Here is a 23505-nt window from a genome sequence, read left to right on the forward strand (position 1 = left end):
TTTTATTTACTCATCATTTAAGAAGCGCTATTTGCATACGCTGCAGTGCAGCAAAGATGCTGTATTCGGCCATTAAAGCGTAGTTATGCTTGATCAAGTACAACCTAAGCTTTGCTACACTCTGACCGAATCTGCTCTTTATTTCTTCAAAATGAGCATGTCCATGAAGTTCAGCAAGGGATTGAACATTCAGCAGGAACTTATTAAATTCCCCTGCAATATCTTCTTTCTCCATTACGTTGTTGAATGCTTCATATGCCTTTTTCGCGTCCTTTTTCTTTTGGCGGTAGCTGCCAAGTAATTTTTTAAGCTCTTCTATGTTGGCTTCAACTCCGTATAGGTGTGCCTTATTTTCGAATTGATCGATTAAATGGCTTGCCTCTTGTGGCGACTGGAATTGAATTAACGAAGATACGACCATCTTTTCTCTTTCAATCTCTTTCAGTCGGATTTGGGTAAGCTCGTTCTCAATTAACTCCGCGTACCATGTAGGCTTTGCTCCAAGAGGAACTCCGTCACCGTATACTCGGTATTCGATTCCCTTTTCGTCAAACAGACGTTTTAAGGGGTCTGATATGGTCTTACCGGTATGGATTTCTACGAAGGGAAGCGGGTGAATTTGTTGAATAAAAGCCAATACCTTTTCTGCAAAAGCAGTACATTCATCCTTTCGTGGGTGCCATTTTCGAACAGGGTACGGGTCAATAATCTCCTGGTACCCAATGATCCGCTGCCCAAATACACTAAGAAAGAAGATGTTGTCCTCCGAAAAATTACGTACCTCCATGTAACGAATGATGTTGTTTACCCAACGGCTGCGGGATCCTTGGTAGAATCGATAAGCAGGCATTGGACTATCTTGCCGGGTAGATGACTCTGTAATCAATGCAATACGATTCACAACAAACACTCCTTGTTTCTTTATTCCTCCTGGCTCGACGATAGATTCAGGCTCCAAGCCCTTTTTGGTCCCATTGGATGTCGGTCTTGCCGGCTGCGGGATTTGCTATGCCAGCTTCCTCCTGGAGTCACTCCAATAAATTGAAATCCTACCCCTCGAAGTGAGCCTCCATCTTCCTCCTCCAACGTATAGGTAATGAGCATTTGATAGCCCATCTTTTTTGCTATACGTGCAGCCGATGCATATAACTTACTGCATGCATTTTTATAAGCACTGTGGACGCATAAGCGGGTAACTTCAATTGTCTTTCCGTTATCTCTTAAGCGAGACACAGGCCGACCGGCTATCAAGACTCCAATTAATTCCCTTCCATTACTGAGACCGAGTGCAAACTTCATACCCTGCGGGGCAGGATGATGCTTGTTTACAAAGTCGCATGCTTCCCTAAAAGTCACTGGCACAGGAACGGCTTCAAACTTTTTATAATCGGGATAGGATAGTAAAGCTCCATATACCGGATTGCTTGTTTACGACTACGGGAAGAGTCCCATAATACATGGAATCCTTCGTTTATCATCTCCCAGCGCAGTGAATGAGAGCTTCCCAATTCCTCATCTGATAGCACGATGTATCGCTCTAACTCATTATTCGCGAAACACCCAGTAGAACTGATCAGTTGTGGGAGCAGCACAGATCATAATCTTCATTCCTCCTTTTTTGCACAAAAAAAGAGACGCAAAAAAAGCGTACGTCTCCCGTACACTTTAGCGTCTCCTTAAAAAGTACAAATGTTTATAGAACAGCAGAAGCTGCATGACCTATTCTCGCCGAAATTGACGGCAAGAAAAATAAGAATGTTACTAAACAATATGCTAATTATATAGTAACGAAAAGCTGAAAGTAAAGATGCAATAGAAACGATTACATATTGATACTTTTCCGTCTTTTTGCATGGATCCTAGCCCAAAAAATACAGTGATGTAAATGTAGCCTCACAAAAAGTTCGAGGCTACAAACGTAGGATCTTATCCAACCACACTCTCGCTTCATTATTACAAAAAGAACTAAAAGACTCTATAGCATTACAAATATTATCTAATCGTAAATTATGAGTAGCTAAATCTACATGTCGGCTTGCTAATCCTTCGTAAAAATGTCTTGCTTCTTCATCAGTTATAGTAAAATTTATAATTTGTTTAAGGTAGTAATCCGGATTATGTGATTCTCTTTTGTTTTCTAATTCATCTTCTTGAATTATTTTACGAGTTGCTTCGTCTGATATAACTGTACGTTCATACGGATTAAAATTTACAGAAGAGAAAGAAAACTCTGATAAATCTGAATATCCGACATAATTATCATTGGTGATCTGATTATTGATTTTATCTATAAACTCTTCTTCAAATTCCTTTCTATTTAAGTTTTCTTGTTCTTTATCACTAAGAGAAATCTCTGTGTCGATGCTCAAGGCATAAGATAGTTTCAAAGGGTAGCTTTTTGTTAAGGCAAAAGCTCGAAAAGGAGCTATTTTGTTATCTAATATAAGGCGATGTACAGTAAACTCCATTCCCTCTTGTAAGGAGCGTATATAATAAAGACTATGCACCTCTAACGGCAATGCTTCATTCTGAGATTTATAACCGAAAACTTCAGGTAGTTTATATTCGGGATATTTTAGTGAAAGTTCTCTAATATGTTCATCCCAAATATGGTCCTCTCGTGTTTTCATAGCTAGATTATATTCTGCTTCCCATAGATGAAGCACCCGATTAACAAAATCATCTGCTAGTTCTCTTTCTTCAATAAACCATATAATCTCTAACCCTTTATTTTTAAAATAACTATTTCTACGGTGAATATTATTTACTACTTTTTCATCTCCTATTTGTTGTATGTTAGTTATAATATTTAGCGCAAACTCCCGATCTCCCTTCTTTAAATATATATCTGGATATATGTTCCATTTTTCTTCTGCCTTTTCCAAGTAACCATACTCAACTTTAAGGTCATTTTTAAATCGCTCTTGTCCCTTAAGTTCTGTATAAATGATTTCCTTCATAACGGAGTGTTTTTCATTTTCTCTAAAAGTTTGTCTTTGGTATGTATCGTATGCTTTTGCTTTCATACATGTTTTGCCGACTGGGTGACTGAAGTGTATATCTCTAATCTCTCCTGCCCTTAATTTTAATTTTTCTCCACAAAAAGGACATGTAATTGCACCTTTACGGGAGTAATTTCTATATTTCTCAATTATAGTTTGGTGATCAATCTGTTCAGTTTGTTCTAGAATCAAACGTATATTTATTAAATCTTTTTCGTACATACCTAAGTCCATACGTCAATCCTCTTTTCCTATGCTGATCATTACTATATTGTTTGTTCGAGAGGCAGAAGTGGAGTAAAGATACCTCTACTCCTTAAATATCAAAACTATTCATTGTATTAAATAATCCAGGACATATATGCAGACTGTTAATTCTATGGTTTGACTTGATCGGAACACATTGTACGATTTTTCTTTTTTGAGTCATAAAATTAGAAGTGGTTTCACTAAAGTGTTATTCGATGTATTTAAACAACTTCTCTGCATTGGTCAGTCCGTGTTTCGTTGCTGAGCTTAATACATGTTTATGATAATTTACATCATCTACAAACATTACAAATTTCTCCTTTGCTCTTGTTACACAGACATAATGATTTTGCATATTTGTATTGTTATAGATTTCATAATAACGAGTGAAACTAATTACTTGATCAAATTCAAGCCCTTTTGACCCAAATACTGTCATAACTTTGTGTTTCTTATCCCTCATTTGAAAGGCCATGTCAAACTGTGGGTCGCTTACACTTTCATAAAACTTTGTTACCTCATCAATACCAATCGAAAGTCCTAAAAAAACACCTAGGTTGTTTATTATTTCTCCTATTTTACTTTTAATTAAATTATCTTTGTTCTTTAAGTCACCAATGATTTTATTTATCTCTACTCTTCTCTGGCTTCGTTCTTCACCCCCTACTTTTTCCATGAAATCATAAATTGTATAAGCAGTGTTTTTAGTAAACATAGCCAACTCTTTCAATAGAAATCCATTAGGTAATCCTTCATCAATTGGAGTTTTAGGAACAAAAACGAAATCGAACCCTTTTTCATTTAACAACTCTGCGATTTTTTTTGCGTCTCTATTAATATTTGAGATTATGGCTATTTCTTTATTTAGATCAATAAAATCATCATCAATCAATTGTGTAAATGACTCTGGGAACTCATTAATATATCTAGATTGATAATTTTTCAGAATAACATTATGAACGGTATCTTTTTGTATGTTAAAGTATTGTGGGTTATGAAAGATATTAGCGTAGTTTTCAATGTCTTTATGACATCTGAAGTTTGTCACGAGCTCATAACAACTAAATCTTTCTTTGCTAAGGAGTTCAAAGATATTACTCATTGCTCCACGCCACATATAGATGGCCTGTTTCGCATCTCCGACTATAAAGATTTTTATTTTCAGCTCGTTTTTTAAGTACATGAAAAACCGATGCATATCTTGATCTGAATCTTGATATTCGTCTATAAAAATAGTTGCATATTTTGATTTAATATATTCCTGTGCAGCTACAGATTTACTTATTATTGCAAGGGCAAGTTTAAATTTAAAATTTTTTTTGTTGTCAAAAAAAGTTCCCAAAATCTTTCTCTGTTTGATTTGCATAAGACCTTCTGAAGCAACAGTAAACTTATATCTGTTTCCATATTCAACAGAATAATCCTCTGAGTATTCAGATCCAAATGCATCTTTAAGAAATGGTCTTGTTATTTCATTTTCGATAAATGAATCGTTTGTCATAACTACAAATGGTTTCTTTATAGATTGTTGAGCTTTCCTTTTTATTTCCTCTGTTGCCTTAACGGTAAAAGTAATAGCAGCAATTGTTTTATGGTCAGTTATTTTACTTAATTCTATGCCCATTTTCTGTACCATAATTGTAGTTTTACCAGAACCAGCGCTTGCCGATACTAGAATACTGTTATCATCTTCTAGTATTTTATCTCTAGCTTCCTGATCAACCAATCTCGATCTCATCTGACACCAACTTTCTTAAGGCTTCAAATAAGGGGTGTTTGATAATATTGATACAATCATCTTTCGATAGATGATTTGTTAGTTCTATCATATTAATTAGTTTATGATCCTGTAGATATTTTATCGGATCAGAACCTAATGCTGTCTCCATTGTCCCACCGATGGCTTCATACAGGTCATGTTCTAAATCAATTTTTGATAGGTATATACCGTTATCTTTCATTAACTGAATTTCAGATTTATATTGTTTGAAAAGTTCGAGTTTCTTCGTTTTAATCAGTTGGTCTTTTCCTTTTTGTTTAAAAACTTTTTTTCCATCCTCGTTTTCTGTGTAGTAATCAATTTCAATCGGTTCTATGGGGTCTTTCTCTTCTTCAGTAGCCTCCAGAAGGTTCAAGCACCTCTGGATACCTATTAAATCAAATATCTTGGGTTGATTTCTTTTAGACTTTAGATCATTATCCGTTTTAACAAAAACGGTAATATTTAATCCACGCAATACCTCTACGTATGGCTTAAACTTAATTCCACTAACATCTAATAAAAATCCCCCATCTAACTCATAAGTAGGATGTACTTCCTCTAATATTTTTTCAAATAACACTTTCTCCGAGGGTCCTTCTACAAGTAATACTTTATCTGCAAATAAAGCTGTTGCCAAAGAACGATTTAGTTCCTTTTTTACGTTTTTATATTCCTCGTCAACATGATAAATATAAGATTCACAAAGAGTACCACTTTGCGAATACACCCTTATCAAAGAGGCATTATCCATTTCATACAGTAATTCCGATGAATGTGTTGATAAGAAAAAATAATTATATACTTTTGAATTGAATAATTGCTTAGAGAGTGCTATTTGCATAGATCTATGTAGGCTATTTTCTGGTTCTTCAATTAAATAAATTATTATTTTATTTCCTTCTTGTAACTGTATTAAGTGATTTAATATAGAATATGCTAATATTTTTTTTCTACCATCACCTGAAGTTGGATAAATATTATCATCATTGTCTCTTTTAATATATGGTATTAGATTGCTAAAATACCCGCTTATAGATAATTCTGACTTCATTTCAATGTTTATATGCTCGTTCTTCAACTTTTTATATTCTTCAGTAATAGTCGTTTGAAAAGATTGAATTAAGCTCATACTACTTATTTTGGTGTTCAGTAAATTAGCTAATTCCTTAATTTGATTTGAAATTTCTATATCCGAATCATCCAGTTTTGCTTGATTAAACAATCTAGTTCGATTTTTCGAAAAAGTTTTTTCTAAATCAATGACAGGATCGACATATACAACTTTGAATAAATTGTCGATGATACTAAAATATCCATTATGACCAATCTCTATGAGTTTTTCTAGATTGTTTCCCCAGTACATTTTCGGTATTCCAATCTCTTCACTCTTATCATAAACACCCTCAATTTGAAAATAAAACTTATCTAATTCATCGCTAGACCGAGCTCCGCCAACTTTTGATATAATATGTTTTGAATCATCATTATTTTCTCGATCTGACAAGTCTACTCCTAATGTAATCCTAATAATTTCCTCAATGTTATTCTTATAGTAATCGGAAATCATAAAGCCATTCTTTCTAATTTCTTTATCTAGCAAGAATCTTAATGCGAACATGAAATTGGTTTTTCCTACATCATTCATCCCAAAAATAACATTTTGATTTGTTAAACTTATTTTCACTTCACCAAAGTTTCGAAAATTCTCTATCTCTAGACTTATAAGTTTCAAAACAATACCTCCTAGTAGAGTAGACTGCTTGTAATATCTAGTTTGATATTTTAATACTATCTTAGTTTATGTTTTTTTATTTTCGGTAACATCATCAGTTGGTAATGGTAATTTAGCACTTTCCGGATTCATATTTCGAGAATATAGCGTTCTTTATTTAAGGACAAAAGTAGCACTTTCAAATTAGCTGGAGTTCAAATGGAGTAAAATGAAGTAGTTTTTTTAAAAAAATGTTATCTCTAATCTCGCCACTTAGGACAATAGATTTATTTTAATACTTTTTTAGATGAATTCCAATAAGTTACTAAAGTTCCAATGGAAATTCCTCTCGTTACTAACAGTTCAAATCGTCGACTTATTACACATTTAGGCCGAAAAGGAGACACAAAAAAAGTGTACGTTCCCGTACACCTTTAGTGTTTTTTTTCATTATATTTTACGTTGTTGTCTTTCTCATCTAACTTTCTCAAAACATCTTCTCTCTTCGTCTGATTTGCTCTCGTGATCTCTTGCTGGGTTAAGAACCTCACCCTTTTAGGCTCCTTAGTGAAGGGTATAACTCTTCCATTTTGCATGTTCCAATCACCGCCTATTCTTATCTCCATTAATCTTTTTACCTAAGATTTTCTCAGCCTTCTTCATGATCTCTTGTAGCTCTTTAGTCGGGCCAACTCTTTCTCCAACAGGTATCTTTGTAATAACGCTTTTTTGTTTTTTAAACCATTTACCCATATCCAATACCTCCAGCCGAAATGCGTTATCTATCAGCATGTCCGGCCTGAAGGGTTTTATACTATTAATCTATCAAAAAAACGGCTGCCGATAATCGACAACCGTTCTGATATTTTTTTAAAATTTCCAAATTTGTTTTCTCTTAGGTTTATCACCGGAGAGAATTTCTTTAACAAGTTTGTTTATATCCCTACTAGGTTCGACACGTGCATCTGCAGGATATCGAGTAATTACAGAATCTTTCTTTTTCTCCTCCTGAACAGGCCATTTAATTGTCATCATTCGTGTCGCCTCCTTCTAAACTAGTGGTAATCTCTTCTAAACCAACTATACCATATTGAATCATTCTCTGTATATAATACTTATTAAGTTTTATAGTAGTTATTATTGCTTGGGAATAGACTTCAAGCGTTTTGGAAACTACTTTTCTCTCCTCTTCTAAGAGTTTGCTTATATCCTCTGAAAGATGCAGCACAATTACACCAACTGGCTGATAGCTATCTAAACCAGTCTCTCGCATAGGGTATCCCATAATTCCTGTGTATGGTCGATTTTGATCACTCTTAAAACCGTAAAGCGCTTGAGCTTCTATATTATTTACATCATCCACCCAAATTACATCGCCACCGGCTACAACCTTACCAGCAAACTTTTCACCATACGGGATCTTACGGTTTTGAATAGAATTATTATGCAGATGGAAACCACCAGCTATTGATAAGTGCCTAGTATCGTCTAGCAACATAATCGATCCCTGCTTGATATAAGGCTGTATCGGTTTCGTACTTGCTATTTCAGCTAGAATACGGTCTAAAACAACATAGTAAGAATTTCTCGGGCTCGCTGGGTTCAGCATCATGTCCCCAATCATATCAATAACACGTTTCAAGGATTCAAATGTCTCATTAGGGAAGGATCCTAAATTGCTCAGTTGCTGCACGACTTCAGTCATACGAATCAGCTTGTGCTCTGTCTCTTTAATCCCTTGGCTTATGTACTCGTCAGCTTGATATTTCACAAAGTCACCTAAACTTGCACTATACTCTTGGGACTTTTCTGCTGAATAAAAGTGGTTGTTTAGAGGCCCCTTAAAGTTCATAAACCATATTAGGTTAACACTGGGACTAACCATGTTCTTTCGAGTCCTCTGTACTAAATATTCACCAAGAACTAATAATATTAAAAGACCAAGAGCAAAAAAAATCTTGTAAGGTATAGTGAATGAAGAGTTTAATTGTTGGCCGACTTGTTCAACTGCAATTAAAAGAAGGAAAAAGAAAAAAGGGATGTTAACCATTTGAACTACACTTGCCAAGAAGTTAACTATCCATTTCACAGTCAGAGACGTGTTAGATTCCCTCGTACGATGTAAAAAGGGAATGTATCTAGAATCTCCTATCAAATCATCAAGATTTTCATTCTCTCTATTATCCACAACAACCATCCTTTCATAGGTAGTATACCATTTATCGGTTGATTTTTATTAGAATCTGCCAGTGTTACGGGGTCGTAATTTAATGTACCCCTCGTCTTTACATAGCAAAGGTAGTTCTTCCCCAGGTTCCACTATAAATCTATCTATATCAAGTGATTAATATTTCAGATGATAAATCACCTTATAGATTAAAGGGGAGGCAGGGTCTCACCAATGACATGAATTATCTGCCTCGAATTCATCGTTATGCCTCTTTAGTGTGGTATCACTTAATCCTCATCAGGAAAAAGAATAGTAATCACCGGTTCGAGGTTATCCCCGGGACCACAAATTGCTTTAACTGATACATATCTATCAGCTCCATCAAAAGTGGCTATGAATTTAAAATGTACGATCGATCCACTTTGGCTCGAGATTGCTATGCGAAACATCCACAAGCAATCCCAAAGTCTCCCTTTTTCGCTCTCGCCGTTAATAATAGCGGTTTGATCAGGAACAATCATTGAATCCCACACATTTCGTTTCATATGAACTGGATACTTTATACCGACCTCTTTAGCAAGATGGCTTACATCAACTAGAAATCCATCAGCTAACGCATTGGCACGGGAATACGTATCAATCACTTTTGCATTTTCGAGTATACTCATTTTTTATATCCTCCAATTAGTGTATTTAATTTATTTATGATGGAAAAAAGGGAGGAGCTTCATCGCTCTGCCCTTTTTATGTAAGCAATGAGCTAATCCGCCTTAAATCGGGATCTCTTAAGACTCTTCCATCAAACAATACTTCCTTTATTACTTGCTTCTTTAAGAATAGGAAGTCTGCCTTTCTCCTTCATGCTGTAATATTTATCTCCACCAATGATTATATGGTCCAGTACATCAATACCTATGATTACGCCGGCTTCCACCATTCTTTCAGTAAGGCTGATGTCCTCTATGCTAGGTTCAGGATTACCACTTGGATGGTTATGAGCGAAAATAACACTCGCTGCACCTTTTCGAATTGCCCCTTTAAATACTTCTCTTGGATGTACTAAAGTTGCATTCAAAGATCCGATAGATACCGTCTCACGACCAATCACTCGGTTCTTAGTGTTAAGATAAAGGGTAACGAAATGTTCACGATCCAAATATTTAAGATCTTGAACGGCATATCTCGCGTCTACAGGAGATCGAATGATGACCTCTTCAGTAGCAACAGAAGTATTCATGCGCTTTGCCAACTCAAAGATCGACATCAACTGGAAACTCTGTTTCTCGTTCAGATCGAAAAGAACCGATAATTCAAACTCGGATAAGGTTCCGAGATATGGCAGCCCATTCTGCAGGATATCATCTACTACAGCAGAGATGGATCGGCTTTTCACGATCGGCTCAAGGATAACTATCAGTAAATCCTTAACTGAGAGCCGACTTACGTCACAACTATGAAAATAGACGCTTCTGGCTTCTTTAACAGCGGATTGGTTTAAGACCGAATACGACATTTCTATTACTCCTCCCTTATTAGCGTGACAAAAGTTTTCCAATGACGGTATACTTTTTTAGCTGCTTCCTGCGGTTATAAATCCGTTGAAGTCTCATAAGGTTTACTTTGTTATTCATATATATCTGCCCTTACCGCAACTGAGGACAAGAGCCCTCACCATTGTTGCGGCAGAGGGGCTCCCTCCTCACATTAATTGAGTTTTTATTTATTGCCTCCGGCGGGTAACGCAGCTAAGCGTTCCCAAAATGCTTCTCTTTATCCTACGTTCAGGTCAAAAGTGATTTGATCATCTGGACGCTGATGTCCAAGCAAATTATGCTTAAGCTCATCGATCCATAGTGAAAAACGATTATGTGGAATGGGTAGCCGAATATCGCTGTTCCTAGCCTCAAAATGATAGTGACCTAGGATTGGATAGAAAGATAATCGGATCTGCTTTTCCGCCTTGACCCAAATTGTAGGGACATTTTCCTTGTAGCCAAATAACGGAGGCTTAAAGTCATTGGTATCTACTTTGACCTGAAGCCAGTTGACCGTTATGTTGACGTGGCTGTTGAGTGTAAAAAACCAATCATTCAACAGACGTTCCAATGGACCCTTATCTACGACTCCCTTAGCGCTTACCCACCGAATCCAGAAATAAGACCTCTCTGGATTATTCATTCGCACACGCGCCTCAATTTCAAGCTTGTGTAAACCGACGGAACGGTACCAAATATTTTTCTTACTTGGCGTGAATCCTGCAAGCTTTAAAATGGGGAGAACAGCATCGATAGGTGCTTCAGCATGCCACTTAAATGCAATACTTAGCAGCTGCATAACTCACGCTCCTATCCTGAAGCCTTCATAGACGATAGTGCCTAATGGAAGTACTCCACAATATTTACGTCCTGCAGCTAGGATGACGACGTTCTCAACACTCATACCCTGCTCTTGCAGCTGCTCATTGATCAGTGAAGACCATACATGAAGTTCACCAGGAGATAAGGTCATCACATTCACAGGAACTATTCCTCGAGTGGAAAAAGGAACAATACCTTCACCTGTGAGAGAATAAACAATCTCTCCAATGCGGGATGCCTTATTTATGAGCTCATCGATACGTGTTTCAAAGCCACCAAGATTCATAAGCAGGCAGATGGGTTTACGACTGAATTTTCGCATATATATTACTCCTCTCTATAGCGCATGGGTTTGAACAAGGTAAGTACCTAGCTGCAGGGGCACATTATGCTTTGCAAAGAGCTCTAGAAGTGTGTGCTCATAGACATCTGCCTCGTTTTCAGGTACTTCCTTCCCACGATTGCCAACAATCACTTTCATGGGATTGGATTTCACAACATCAAAGAAGATGCAAGCGTCGCTACCATTCTTATCAACGATCGCTACCCCACCACAAATTAGGCTCCGGTTAAGCTGAATCGAAACCTTTTTTATCATTTTTATTGCCTCCTTAGGGCACAAAAAAAAGAGCGCTCATGTCGCTCTCTTTATGGCCATCCTTATTTTGCGTTACGCAATCGAAGTTAACTTTGCGTTGAGTCTTCGTGTCAGATCAGCCAAAGTCACTTCTACGGTGCCGTATACCTTAAGTTGATTGAGGAGTTGGGTGTATTGCTCAATCTTCTTCATGAATTGAACATCCTCATCTCCAATGTTTGTCACGACTAACAGTCCTCCATCAAACCTGCGCTCGCAATTATTCATATCTATTCCCCCCATTTTTTTGGATCGTTACCCGAAAACTAAGTGATCAATTATCAGACAAAGACCGATAATATAACTCATGAGTAGCAGAACTTTCGTCTTATCCGTGTTTTTATGTGGCAAAAGGATCAGTCCTTCCAATAGTTTTTTATAGTCCATAGAAAATAAAAAAAGCCCCAACAAGAATCACGTTTTTTAACGTAAAACTCTACTTGGGACTTCTCTTTTTATAACTCCTGGTTAAGTACTGATATGCGGTCTAATAAAATCCATTGGCGTGAAATGCTCTTTGAGCTTAGCCAACGATACCGTCACATCACCAACAATTCCATTCTTTTCGAGCAGCATCTTATAACCTTCCATAATAACTCCATCAGGAATTTGCGTTAGTACCTCACATTCGCATTTTCTTGCAGGAACATCGGAAACAATTAAAGTGCCACCTTCAAATACTTGGGTTTTGGTGGTTATCATATTTACGTACTCCCCTTTGCAACGGTCACAATGAGTCGTCATGCACAACGCCTCCTTCTAACCTTATTGTATCACGGAACTCCGTTTCTCCAAAAAATTTCAGCTCATTAAAAATTCTCGATATACGGAAGATGGCGTTTTCCAGGAGGGTAACAAGTAACCACCTTGAAATGCTTGCTTGTGAGCAATCCAACTACAATAATGAACCAATTTCCCTGAAGATCTTTGCCGAGAACTAAACGGCTAGGGGTAACTAGTCCCATGGAGCGAGATTCCCTTATCCGATTATCTTCACTTGAATATCCTTCAATTATTTTTCCGTTAAAAATGGCTACGGCGATATCGATTTGAGTATATGTACGATCCTCGTACTCTTCATTGTCAAGGCGATCATTTAAGTAATGATCGGCAATTTCAATGATGAAGCCGTCAACGCCCCCATTCACCGCTTTCCGGAAACACTCTAACTCGTAGGACCAATTTTCCTTACGGTAATCCACGTCTTTATTACCCCCTTTTCTCTGAGATAGATGAAAATAAATAAGCCCTGAACGCAAAAATAAAAGCACACCTGAATAGGGCCTGCTCCATCCTTTTGCATCAAGGCAATTATTTATCGTTGTCGAATATGAACAACATGCTCCTCTCTTCGCTGAAATATAGCAGCAAAGAAAAATAATTCATTTAATAGTAATACAATGATTATAGTCTAATTATGGAAAAGGGGCAATAGAAAGGCCTTCAATCGACCCATCTATTACCCCAGTATTAATTGTTATGCTTCCCCAAGCGGTTAAATAAACTTTTTGCAGGAAAATAGAATACTAATTGCTAAACAACTCGTAAATAGAACGGTACTTTGGATCCGTTTCTTTGCGATCAAGGTTCAATTTTTCCCATAGATCAAGGATAGCAGTCTCCTCACCATGAAGAGTTCTAACGTTCAGCAATTGTATGAGTAACTGATGAAGCGGCTCTTCGGCAGATAATCCTCGATGCATCTGGAAGAAGACATCCTCATGTCGATACAGTATCAACTGTGCAAATTCAACTTGCTTCTCCGGTGATATCTTTTCTGGCATCAGGATACTTTGAAAAAGGGATACATCATCGCATTGCATTCCAGCCATATGAAACCATTCTTTTAAGCCGGTGAAAGTGATTTCTAAATTAAGCATAAAGTATGTTTCGGTCTGTAACTGTTCAACTAATTGTACATTCATTAGTATGTCCCCCTTACGTACTGAACGTTAGAGATATAAAGTTCCTCATCGGTACCACTGGAAAGAGTTACTGCAATAGCTGCAGGAAGGTCCTTAACAAATAGATTAGGTCCTTCAGTCTCCCCGTAACCTCCATTGTTCACCACGTTATTATAATTAACTGAATTAATGATTGGTTTATTAAAAGTCGGATCGATTAGATCGGATTTAGTAACCGTTTGACTAGTTTGTGTTTTACCGGTTTTGGAGTCTGTAACAGTTGACGTTGATCGGTATACCTGCTTTGCATAGTTACCATAAAATTGCTGGATGCCGAATACGAGAGTTACAGTACCATCAGTATTTACACTCCCTCTGCTGCTTCCACCGCTTCCACCGCTTCCTACACTTCCTCCCCCACTACCGAATGGTACATCATTGAAAGGCTGTCCAGTTGCAGGATCAATTCCTCCGTTGGCATCGAGGGAGACGAGATTCTGACTTCTCATAATACTCTTAAGCTTATTTGCATATTGGCTATCTGTAGCATATCCTGCCCGTTGTAATTCATTTGCGAAGGCATAGGGATTATCCTGGGCTAAAGCAAAACGATAGCGAGGGTTTTCTAAAAGAAAAGCTGAATGATCTGCAAATGATTGCTCTACACTAGAGTAGGCACGGAACGTACCAACGATCGTGACAATGTTACCACCATATTCTTCTTTAGTTGGAGATGAACAAGTAGGACCTTTCCACCCTTTGGATGCTTTGATACCAAAAACGTTATTACATACGCTTCGTTGACCATACCCTGATTCGAGCGCAGCTTGTGCAAGAGTGACACTTGCAGGTACCCCGCTTCTGCGTTCTTCTTCCATGGCAGCGGCAGCATACTCAATAAAGAAGGGATGAGTTAGTGAACCTAGATTTGGTGGAACTGAAACTTCAGGTACGTCTTCTGAAGTTTCAGTTCCCTCCCCAGTTGTTGAGCTGGACGCGCCAGTCTGAACATTTCGTGTCGTTACAGTTCCCATATTGCTAAATGGAGGTGCAGCAGATTCCATATAGACTCCGCTTAAATAGAGCATCTTATTTGAAAAATAATCATAATCTCCATCTTCTTTAGAAAATTTCACCTTATCGAAATACTTAAAAGCTTCTTTACTAGCAGTATCCGTTGCCTTAGACATGAGCATTATGAAAGGAGTAGGGTCAACTGGCTCTTCCCCTTCAGGAATCCACTCATAATGAAGATGAGGACCTGTAGACTTACCAGTGTTCCCCGATAGTCCAATGATTTCCCCTCGACGAACCAATTGACCTGGCTCGACGAATGCTTCACTCAAATGAAGGTATCTTGTGGTGGATGAAAGCTCAGGATCAGAACTTTTAACCGAGACATATATACCGGCATTTGAATTACTTTCCGTTGAGTTTGTAGACGGATAACTCACGGTTGTTACAACGCCATCGAATGAGCTGATGATTGGAGTGCCCACGGGTATACCGAAATCAATTCCTTTATGGAAAGCTTTCGTTCCAAAAACAGGGTCAGTTCGCTCCCCAAACTCACTGGTTATGATCTTATCCAGATCACGATAGTAAATTTGAGGAGGTAACACCCTTTCAGATACAAATGCAGAAGAAGCAACGACGGTTGTAGATGAAACTAGCGCTGCGATCAGAAAGAAGAACATGAAGATTCCAGCCAGCACTGCAGTTACGATCCAAAACACAGGGTTTTTCAATAACGATGTTGATACTTTATTGAGCAGTCGCTTTATCGCTTCATTTTTGATTCGTTGCTTAAGGTTTTCCTTATTCAAACCACCTTGCAATGCTTCACCAATAATAGCTTTCTTGTCTAGCAAAATAGTACGCCCCCTTACTACTCAAGCTGTTTTAGGACCCTGGTTTGTTTTCTACCGCTTTGCGCTTTATTTGCCACTGTTTTCTCAATGTTACGATTGGCAGAAGAAACTTCAGCGCGATGCAGCTGACCGCGGGCCTTTTTCATGATTTCAAGGGACGCTTTCATATCATCTAGTCCACCTGTTACTTCACCAGTTACCTTATTCCTCAAATTCATGACCACTTCGGTTTTTGCATTAGTATCAATTTCAAGCCGCATGTCTTGAAGGTCATCCGTAGTGATGCTGTTTTTGAGATTGGCACGTGAAGCTTCAATCTTGTTCTTAAGATCCGGATTACTAAATTTAACATTGTTAATGGTTAGTTTAGGATCGGTCACAGGAGTTGCTGTAACAGACATAGGAACGTTAAATTGAGTTGCGATATTCTTACCCTTAACATTGTTCATAGTCTTCTTAGGATCAGGAACGGATGGTAAAGTTACAGGAGCTGCAAGAGCTGCAGGTACTGCAGGAGCCGACAATATTGATGATGGTACAGATTTAGTAGTATTAAAGCTTCCTGCACTATACTTATTTCCTCTAGATCCGAACTGAGCCGTTGGTAGAGGAGGCATATTTTTCATAATAGTAGCAGGATTCTGTAAAGGATTTAGCTGAATTTTAGGTACTTCAGATATTCCACCATTTTGTACGGCTACCCTTCGGAATGAGTCATTAGCTTTTAGTAGCCGCTCCTTCTGTGCTCCATACTCAGGCATCGATTGGAAATGAGTAGCAACGGCAATCCTACTTTTTCTTGATAGCATCGTAGTGTTTACTTTGTTGGTGTTGCTGAGCCCTGCTTCCTTAAATCGACCATCCATTTTCTTTACAAAGTCAGAGTGTCTGATTGGTTCACCCGTCTCGATGGAGGTATCAACAGCTTGCTTATATTCCGTTTTGTACCTTTGGAACAATTGGACCATAACAAAATCATCCACTGCAGTTTCGAGTTTACGATTCCGATTGAGTGTTTTGGCCCTGTCGAGTTGGTTTATAGCCTGTTTTGGTCGATTCACCATGAAGGAACTTGCTTCTCGGATTGCATTCTCATTTGAATACAATGTTGATGCAACCTCTTGATCATTCATGTTCTCATTTACGCCCTGCATAAGAATCGCGTTACGCATATCTCCACCATCAGTTTTGACAGACGACAATCTGTTCTTCTCTTCTTTCCATTCTTTGTCCAACCCACGGAAAGGATTTTTACTGCCATTCCGAAGATTCTCATTTACTTTCTGAACAAAAGGAGAATATTGTGCCTCTGCTCCAGATTCATTAGAAATTTGTTCGGCAGCTTGTTTCTCTCGCTGGTAACGCAGGACCATACTTGCTGTAGTAGCATCGTTAATGTTGGTGCCGGCAGTACTGAGAGAAGACGGAGTAAATGTACTAGGAACTCCTTCATGCTCTTTTCGGTTAAACATGCTACTGATTTTACCAGCAGTACTGTGATACAAGGTTCTCGTTGCACCACGCTGTAATGTATCTACAACAGTGGATTTGGCACGTTCCGGCATTGGAATATGACCGGCTGCTTTGCTGAAAACTTGTCCAATCTCGTTACGATATTTGAATATAACAACAACTACAATTGCCTCTACTATCATTGCGGTAAACCAGCCTGCTCCTGCTGAATAGACAACATCAAAGGATAGATGTCCAAATACTAGGGATAGACTTAAGAAAAACATGACAAAGGCGGTCATTACACAAAGACCTATTAATTTGATGAATTGTTGCTTCATAGAGTTGAACCCAGCTTCTTTACCTGGAAGAAGCGTTGCAAGTAACGTTACGGCCATAACAGCTGCATGAATTAGCAGTTTCAAACGATAGAATATAGAAAGGACAGCCCAGAAGATAAATAACCCAAGTGTAAAAATGGAGAATGCATAGTAACACACAAGTATTAGCATCTGTTCATATGGTCTTTCTCGCCCAATGTCGGGGTACTTACTTAGTGCCTTCTGTAAAACTGCTTCTCGTTCATCTGAAAATGGTGCTGTTGAAAGAACTTCGTTAAAAAGTTGAGGGTCTTTTTTTTGAACGTCTGGATCATCAAACTGGAGCATGGTGTAGGGTCGAACTACTAGCTCATTCCATACTTGTTCTGAGATCGTTCCTACACCATTGTTAGGATCAGTATTAAGACCAGTTGTTTTGGCGAGCATGGAGTACATCATCCCCCCCACCTCGTTGCCGATCCCATTAAAAGACTTAATAATGGTGCCTGCGTTTGAAATAAAACCGAGACATATGACAAGAGCCATTACGAAGCCTAATGCGGATTGATATCCATCCATGTATCTTCCTCGAAGCATATTAAACAAGATATAAAGAACGGTAATGGAAGCAAAAATCCCCAAGAGACTCCCCCATAGACCGTTACCTAAGAGACCGTTATTCACCCCTGCGACACTTTGAATAATATCCTCAGCAGCATCGATTAATTGATCCATAAAGGAAAATGTAAATGCTTGATGAGATAAAAAGGTGAATAAACGAGTGATTTGAACTAGGACAAGAAAAAAGAAACTTAGTACATGATCATAAACCCTGATTATACCGTCCGAAGCTTTCTGACCTATTTGCCAGAATGATCGCTCTGGGATCAGTGTTTGAAATGAATAGTTGGTTGCTCCATACTTGTTATATATCCCTTCTTTGTTGTTGTCAGAAGGAATCATTTCATCGATGGAGGATGCTTCTACTACTGTAGGAAGTATCAAGACTAGGAGAAATGATACTATTACACCTAGCAATACAAGAGACTTCCTTATTTTCACTCCTCGCTTAATCATGGTCGGGGTCTTCTCCATCAAGCTCCCCTCCTACATCACCTGCAGCAGCATACTGCTCATAGTGTTCTTGGAATTTCTCAAGTATTGTATACTCTGTTTCCTCTCTTGTTTCTGAACTATCCTCTTCAGGTGGTCTAGTATCAAAACAATCAAAGAGACGTTGAAATACAACATCTACTGTAAGTACACCATTTCGGCCGTAAATATCCTGCATGAGACATTGCCCATTATCAAGATTCTTAATTAGATCAATATTTTCTTGAGTGTGCTCCAATCCAAAGTAGGAAAGCGTACTTTTGATCTTGGCTGTGTCTGAGTCCCTAAACGCAAACTTCATTCCAATGTTACCAGCAAGGTCACCAGCTACATCTGTAGGGTTTTGAGTCGCAATTCCAAGTCCGCCATTTAGAGAGCGCCCCGTACGAATTACACGATCGGCCATTTCCTTCCCGATTTGAGTTCGCAGGATCGCCCATGCCTCATCCATTTCGGCAAGTGTAAAGACCGAGCGATCAAAATAAATGAAGGTATCCATGAATCGACCAATTGAATACATCGTGGCTACAGACATTTTCTCAACCAAGGAGTAGTTCCCGGGAGGCTTTTCTACAGGAGGCATTTTAAGATTCTGAACCTGTAAAATGTTCATCGCATAGTTTAAGTCAATTGTTTTTTGTTCCCCGTTACCAAAAAGTAACTTGGCAAATGATAAGTTACTGAAACTGTCGAGTACTTCAGCTACCACAGCAGCCGGTTGTCTAGTCTCACCCATTTGTCGCAGGACATCAATACATTTTTTTAAGTAAGGTTTCGGTTCGGAAGCTACTCTTGTGACCGCTTGAGATATGTAACTGTACTCTACCCGATCACTCTGTACAGATGCTAAGTATGATAAAATGTCCATCGCTGCTTCTTTAGCATCTTCAATATTTTGTAGCATCACAAAAGGATCCAGCTTCCCTTGATCCTCATGAGAAGCAGATAAGGTAGCCACTTGAATTTGTCCTTTTAGCTCAGGCAGCATATCCGGCCAATGAGAACGTTCACCCTTAGGGTCGAATATTAGAGTTTTTCCTCCGCATACTGCGTTAATATATCCTAACAAGTTTAGCAGGACGGATTTACCGCCTCCGAGTGTTCCGCTTATGGTAAAAGACGGTGATCTATTGATTTGGCTAGCGTGCCTAAGATCAACAAATACAGGTTGTTGTAATGACCCCGTTGTGCCTATATAGACCCCAATGTTATCTCCTAACTGTTGAGTTGCCCCAAACATTCCGGAAGCCAATGTTTCAGGAGGGATTCTTTGAATATAGTCTGAAACATAGCGGGGGGATCCAGGGATAAAATCATTAAAGAGTAACCATTGATCACCTGCAGGTAATTCAACATGTATGTTTCCGAAATCTCTGAAATGATCCTGCAATATCTTGGCATTACTTTTTAAGAGATTAATATCCGTATGGTACAGCCCAAAGGTAATATGTGTAATGAAGGTTTGGTTCTTTCTTTTCTTATACTCGTCTTCGAGCAGTAATGCCCTTTCTTGCTTTTCAGCAAGTTCAAGAGGTACGGTTGCACCAGCTTCATGCACGTTCTTTACCTGGTTGTCGATGTCAGTTTTTTTCTTTGCTAGTTTCTTAATTGCTTCAGGTGCTTCTATCACTTCCACTTTAATGCTCATTTGAACTGGAAATGGCAATGTAGCTGCACTGTAAAGCCACTCACTTCCCGGCATATCCATATTATCTGGAAGTTCAGAAACGGTAAGATACGTATGGTAGATGTAATCGTCCTGGCCTTCATGGGGCTGATTAATCTGCAATCTACGAGGATGCGATCCATCAATTTCAGCCTCAGTCAAAGTGATAATTTGTCTTGAGTCATATAAGAATGTATCAAGACCGCCGCGGTTTCCTTTTCTTTTCTTTGGAGTCCATGGTTTGTCTTTCGTCGAACGGAGAACTGGATCCGATATCCCCCACCAGAAGTTACGCTTGATTAGCCACTCTGTTGTTGCAGGAGTTCCTCGTTTTACTTTGATTCTGCGGGAAATACGATCGTATATTTGCCGCTCCTTTACCATATAAGCCTGGTATTCATGTTCGAAAATTTCTGGTTCATTAAGACCTGAAATATGTTCAATAAAACGTTTAGGATGAAGAATCATTTTCTTCATTTCGGTATATACGTTCTCTATTTGTTCTACCAGATCCTTATCATCACTCTTGGGGATGTATACAACAACATAGGGACGATATTCCGCATTATTGGATCCATCCGATGTGTTGTATGCTTCGCCTAGATAATCTTCCATTCCGGAGATATACCTGTTCCCCCAACTTTTAAGCGGTCCAGTATTTCGTTGTCTAAGCTTTTCATGGTGCTTAGCAATGTCATGGGCTTTAGGTAACCATAGGATTTGGAATTGGTCCGTTAACATGCTTAGGAAAGAGGTTTGGGCAATCAGACGATCTATTTTTTGTTGGTCACTCTGATGGTCATATATGAAAGGATCTAGCTCATATACGGCCCACACCTGCTTGTTATGATTAAATATTAAGTTTCCTTCAAAGTAAGCAATAGGGAACTCAACGTTTATTTTATTTGGTCGCTTAGTCACTTCCACACCCATAGTTCTACCCTCCTTATTAAAAAAGAGGAGCGCGTATTAAGCACGCTCCCGGTGAGTACGATAAACCACTTTGCTGCCGTAGGTATATCGCTTATTGTGTTGAATCGGTCGATATCTTCGAAGATGTTTTGGTCTTATCCAGTGAAATATCATTGAAAGTAGCCATTTATGTGGCGCTTTCCCATCAAGTTTTTGTTTCATGATTAACCAGGCAGAGACAAATGGGAGGACTACATAAATATAAGCATCTGGCAGGAAAAATAATATTTTACCGAAAATCGACCAAAATACTAGACAAGCGAAGAATGTGCCGATAGCTCGAACATTCGCAGGCACCGGTAACTTCTTGCCTTCAAAAGCGTAAATAACCCAATCCCAGGTCCATATCTTTGAGTAATTAGATACGGTTACTCGTGGGGATTCTGATTGTCTATCACTCATTTAGATGCCTCCGAAGATTTGGTCAAAGAAGTACTTAGCTAGCTTTTGTACATCAGACCAGTTCATCAGGATAGCTACTACAAGTGCAATTGCAACAAAACTGATTAGTTTCATCCAATCGCGTTTGATTAGATGATAAACACCGATAGCAATCAGGATTCCTGGTACAACTCCACCAATATTAGTTTCAAGCCAATCACCTAACTTTACTCCTGGACCACTTGCAAAAGCAGGAGTAGCTATCAGCATAAGAGCACTTGACATTAATGTAGTACGGATCATTAAATCCTTTTTAAACATCCTTCATTTAGTTAACATCCTTTCATTAATTTGCATTATTGGGCTCAGGCAGCACCTGAGTTGTTTCTTCTACATTCGGTTGTGGCTCTTCAGTCAATTGTTCCTCTACGGCAGAATCATTTTTTTCGGTTTCCTGGGAGGATTTAAGAACATATAATCGGCCATCTTTCTCAGTTACGTCGAGTGACCATGCGTTAGTAAATGACTCGCCAATGTCGCTTTTTAAGATGACTGTCGCTTGAATTCTCATTGTTTCACTTTGATCTTCGATACGGTACATATTGAGGCTTTCAACTCGGTCAAATACGAATGAAGATTTGATCAGAGATTTTGGAGCATCATCCGCAATTGAGTAGAAATAACGCAACTGACTAGCATTTCCTTCGTACCAAGCACTAAGGAAGCTGCCGGTTAATTCTTTCGCTAAAGCAAGCGTATTTGTGTCGGAGACTGATGGGCCTATCGAGGTAGTTGTTGCTTCCCCTTTTGGTAATTCGGTAACAAACCGAGGATACGACCGGATTACCAACCCCTCTTCTGCTACAGTCACTGGTACAACCATGTAGACTTTGTTTATTGATACTGCTCTTTCAGTACTCTCAATATTATTCGTAGGTGTTGTGCTTGATGGTTCAGTAGGAATTTCAACTTCTCTTCTTACCATCACTGTTACTTCCACTTGATTTTCGTTTAGTTGTTTTGCATCAAATACTTCTGTTGTCAGGACACGACTTGATCCTTTAACGTCTAGAGATTTTATTCCTGCATCTGAATCAATGCCCGACACAAAAGCAGCCAATCGTGTTGAACGCTCAGAGAAGTTATTCATATTCCAGGTGAAGTATTCTGAAGCATAATCCGCGGCGAATCCTTTAACTCTTTCTTCAATTACAGGAGCGGTTTCTCCATTAATGATGGTCTGGTTTACCACACGTGTACCTTGAACAAATGACATGCACCCTTTGATGAGGATAAAACCGACGAATATCCAAACGCACGTTCTAAGTAATTTCATTCCAGTCCTTGATTTTGGAGCTCGTTCCTTTATTGCCTTGTCAGACTTCAACCTCTCAGCTGTCTTCTTTACAGAATCCGTAGTTGCTACTGGTTCATCTGTATCTATTATTTTGCTTTTTCTGAATAGTCCCAAAGATTATCACCCCCTATCGATTTCGAGACTGATCACGGTTTTTCGGATTGAAGACGACACCAATAATGAACAATGCAACTATAGCTAAAATAATGGCATGATGCGTTTTAAACCCGAGGAACCAATCCCACCATGATTCGATTTTGTCCCACCAACCAGGAGCTCGTTCCGCTATTGCGTTTGTTGCGTCATCGATTACCTTAGCCACTCTGTCGTGAGAATCGCTGTATTCCTCTGAAGAGATACCATGAGATTCTTGGCTTTCTTCTGTATGTACAAGTGATGGGCTTGGCTCAGGCTGCAATTCTTTTGTGGGGCTCCGAAAAAAAATAACCGAAGCAATTAGAAGCAGTAATGCTCCTACACTTACCAAAACAACTTTTTTGTTCTTGCTCAAATACTCACCCCCAATTTCATATATACATATATATCAATTAACTAACTAACATAATAACACACAAGTATAT

24 protein-coding genes are annotated in these 23505 nt (G+C 38.6%); all 24 read right to left on the bottom strand.

Going from position 1 to position 23505, the window contains the following annotated elements:
* Window positions 1–13 precede the first annotated feature (13 nt).
* Window positions 14–901, bottom strand: coding sequence for a DUF6884 domain-containing protein (locus KFT32_RS22105; protein WP_205055016.1), 888 nt, complete (start codon window positions 899–901; stop codon window positions 14–16).
* A 20-nt stretch (window positions 902–921) separates the two neighbouring features.
* Complete coding sequence (locus KFT32_RS22110) at window positions 922–1362, bottom strand: XF1762 family protein (protein WP_205055015.1); 441 nt, start codon at window positions 1360–1362, stop codon at window positions 922–924.
* Between the two features lie 548 nt (window positions 1363–1910).
* On the bottom strand, window positions 1911–3236 hold the full coding sequence (locus KFT32_RS22115; RefSeq protein ID WP_205055014.1) for a competence protein CoiA family protein: 1326 nt from the start codon (window positions 3234–3236) through the stop codon (window positions 1911–1913).
* 223 nt (window positions 3237–3459) lie between these two features.
* Window positions 3460–4977, bottom strand: a complete 1518-nt coding sequence (locus tag KFT32_RS22120; RefSeq protein ID WP_249436059.1) for a UvrD-helicase domain-containing protein — start codon at window positions 4975–4977, stop codon at window positions 3460–3462.
* The gene (locus tag KFT32_RS22125; protein ID WP_205055012.1) at window positions 4970–6745 is read right to left on the bottom strand and encodes an ATP-dependent nuclease; all 1776 of its coding nucleotides are present in this window, start codon (window positions 6743–6745) and stop codon (window positions 4970–4972) included. The genes KFT32_RS22120 and KFT32_RS22125 overlap by 8 nt, the downstream gene beginning before the upstream one ends.
* A gap of 582 nt (window positions 6746–7327) precedes the next feature.
* Window positions 7328–7477 carry a hypothetical protein gene (locus tag KFT32_RS22130; protein WP_205055011.1) on the bottom strand — a complete coding sequence of 50 codons (150 nt, stop codon included), beginning with the start codon at window positions 7475–7477 and terminating at the stop codon, window positions 7328–7330.
* A 117-nt stretch (window positions 7478–7594) separates the two neighbouring features.
* Complete coding sequence (locus KFT32_RS22135) at window positions 7595–7759, bottom strand: hypothetical protein (RefSeq protein ID WP_205055010.1); 165 nt, start codon at window positions 7757–7759, stop codon at window positions 7595–7597.
* Complete coding sequence (locus tag KFT32_RS22140; RefSeq protein ID WP_205055009.1) at window positions 7746–8912, bottom strand: GAF domain-containing protein; 1167 nt, start codon at window positions 8910–8912, stop codon at window positions 7746–7748. The genes KFT32_RS22135 and KFT32_RS22140 overlap by 14 nt, the downstream gene beginning before the upstream one ends.
* A gap of 269 nt (window positions 8913–9181) precedes the next feature.
* A complete protein-coding gene (locus KFT32_RS22145; protein ID WP_205055008.1) occupies window positions 9182–9562 on the bottom strand; it encodes a DUF6573 family protein in 381 nt (126 codons plus the stop codon).
* Window positions 9563–9693: 131 nt separating this feature from the next.
* On the bottom strand, window positions 9694–10407 hold the full coding sequence (radC, locus tag KFT32_RS22150; protein ID WP_205055007.1) for a RadC family protein: 714 nt from the start codon (window positions 10405–10407) through the stop codon (window positions 9694–9696).
* Between the two features lie 257 nt (window positions 10408–10664).
* Window positions 10665–11228, bottom strand: a complete 564-nt coding sequence (locus KFT32_RS22155) for a hypothetical protein (protein ID WP_205055006.1) — start codon at window positions 11226–11228, stop codon at window positions 10665–10667.
* A 3-nt stretch (window positions 11229–11231) separates the two neighbouring features.
* Complete coding sequence (locus KFT32_RS22160) at window positions 11232–11573, bottom strand: hypothetical protein (protein WP_090727282.1); 342 nt, start codon at window positions 11571–11573, stop codon at window positions 11232–11234.
* 15 nt (window positions 11574–11588) lie between these two features.
* Window positions 11589–11849, bottom strand: a complete 261-nt coding sequence (locus KFT32_RS22165; RefSeq protein WP_249436060.1) for a hypothetical protein — start codon at window positions 11847–11849, stop codon at window positions 11589–11591.
* Between the two features lie 72 nt (window positions 11850–11921).
* Window positions 11922–12116, bottom strand: coding sequence for a hypothetical protein (locus tag KFT32_RS22170; RefSeq protein ID WP_090727280.1), 195 nt, complete (start codon window positions 12114–12116; stop codon window positions 11922–11924).
* Window positions 12117–12356: 240 nt separating this feature from the next.
* Window positions 12357–12590, bottom strand: coding sequence for a hypothetical protein (locus KFT32_RS22175; RefSeq protein ID WP_249436061.1), 234 nt, complete (start codon window positions 12588–12590; stop codon window positions 12357–12359).
* A gap of 107 nt (window positions 12591–12697) precedes the next feature.
* Window positions 12698–13090: a DUF4258 domain-containing protein gene (locus KFT32_RS22180; RefSeq protein ID WP_090727277.1), complete on the bottom strand. Its 393-nt coding sequence runs from the start codon at window positions 13088–13090 to the stop codon at window positions 12698–12700.
* Window positions 13091–13414: 324 nt separating this feature from the next.
* Entirely contained in the window at window positions 13415–13813 is a 399-nt protein-coding gene (locus KFT32_RS22185; RefSeq protein WP_205055005.1) for a hypothetical protein, read from the bottom strand.
* Window positions 13813–15663, bottom strand: a complete 1851-nt coding sequence (locus KFT32_RS22190) for a glucosaminidase domain-containing protein (RefSeq protein WP_249436062.1) — start codon at window positions 15661–15663, stop codon at window positions 13813–13815. Before KFT32_RS22190 ends, KFT32_RS22185 begins: the two co-directional genes overlap by 1 nt.
* Before the next feature lie 17 nt (window positions 15664–15680).
* A complete protein-coding gene (locus KFT32_RS22195) occupies window positions 15681–18530 on the bottom strand; it encodes a CD3337/EF1877 family mobilome membrane protein (protein ID WP_205055004.1) in 2850 nt (949 codons plus the stop codon).
* A complete protein-coding gene (locus KFT32_RS22200; protein WP_205055003.1) occupies window positions 18505–21147 on the bottom strand; it encodes an ATP-binding protein in 2643 nt (880 codons plus the stop codon). The genes KFT32_RS22195 and KFT32_RS22200 overlap by 26 nt, the downstream gene beginning before the upstream one ends.
* A gap of 36 nt (window positions 21148–21183) precedes the next feature.
* Complete coding sequence (locus KFT32_RS22205) at window positions 21184–21588, bottom strand: TcpE family conjugal transfer membrane protein (RefSeq protein WP_090727272.1); 405 nt, start codon at window positions 21586–21588, stop codon at window positions 21184–21186.
* Window positions 21589–21870 carry a hypothetical protein gene (locus KFT32_RS22210; protein ID WP_249436063.1) on the bottom strand — a complete coding sequence of 94 codons (282 nt, stop codon included), beginning with the start codon at window positions 21868–21870 and terminating at the stop codon, window positions 21589–21591. It lies immediately after the preceding gene.
* Between the two features lie 43 nt (window positions 21871–21913).
* A complete protein-coding gene (locus KFT32_RS22215; protein WP_205055002.1) occupies window positions 21914–23038 on the bottom strand; it encodes a conjugal transfer protein in 1125 nt (374 codons plus the stop codon).
* 13 nt (window positions 23039–23051) lie between these two features.
* Window positions 23052–23435: a hypothetical protein gene (locus KFT32_RS22220; protein ID WP_205055001.1), complete on the bottom strand. Its 384-nt coding sequence runs from the start codon at window positions 23433–23435 to the stop codon at window positions 23052–23054.
* Between the last annotated feature and the right edge of the window lie 70 nt (window positions 23436–23505).

This window comes from Paenibacillus sp. Marseille-Q4541, assembly GCF_018310695.1.
Classification (GTDB): Bacteria; Bacillota; Bacilli; order Paenibacillales; family Paenibacillaceae; genus Paenibacillus.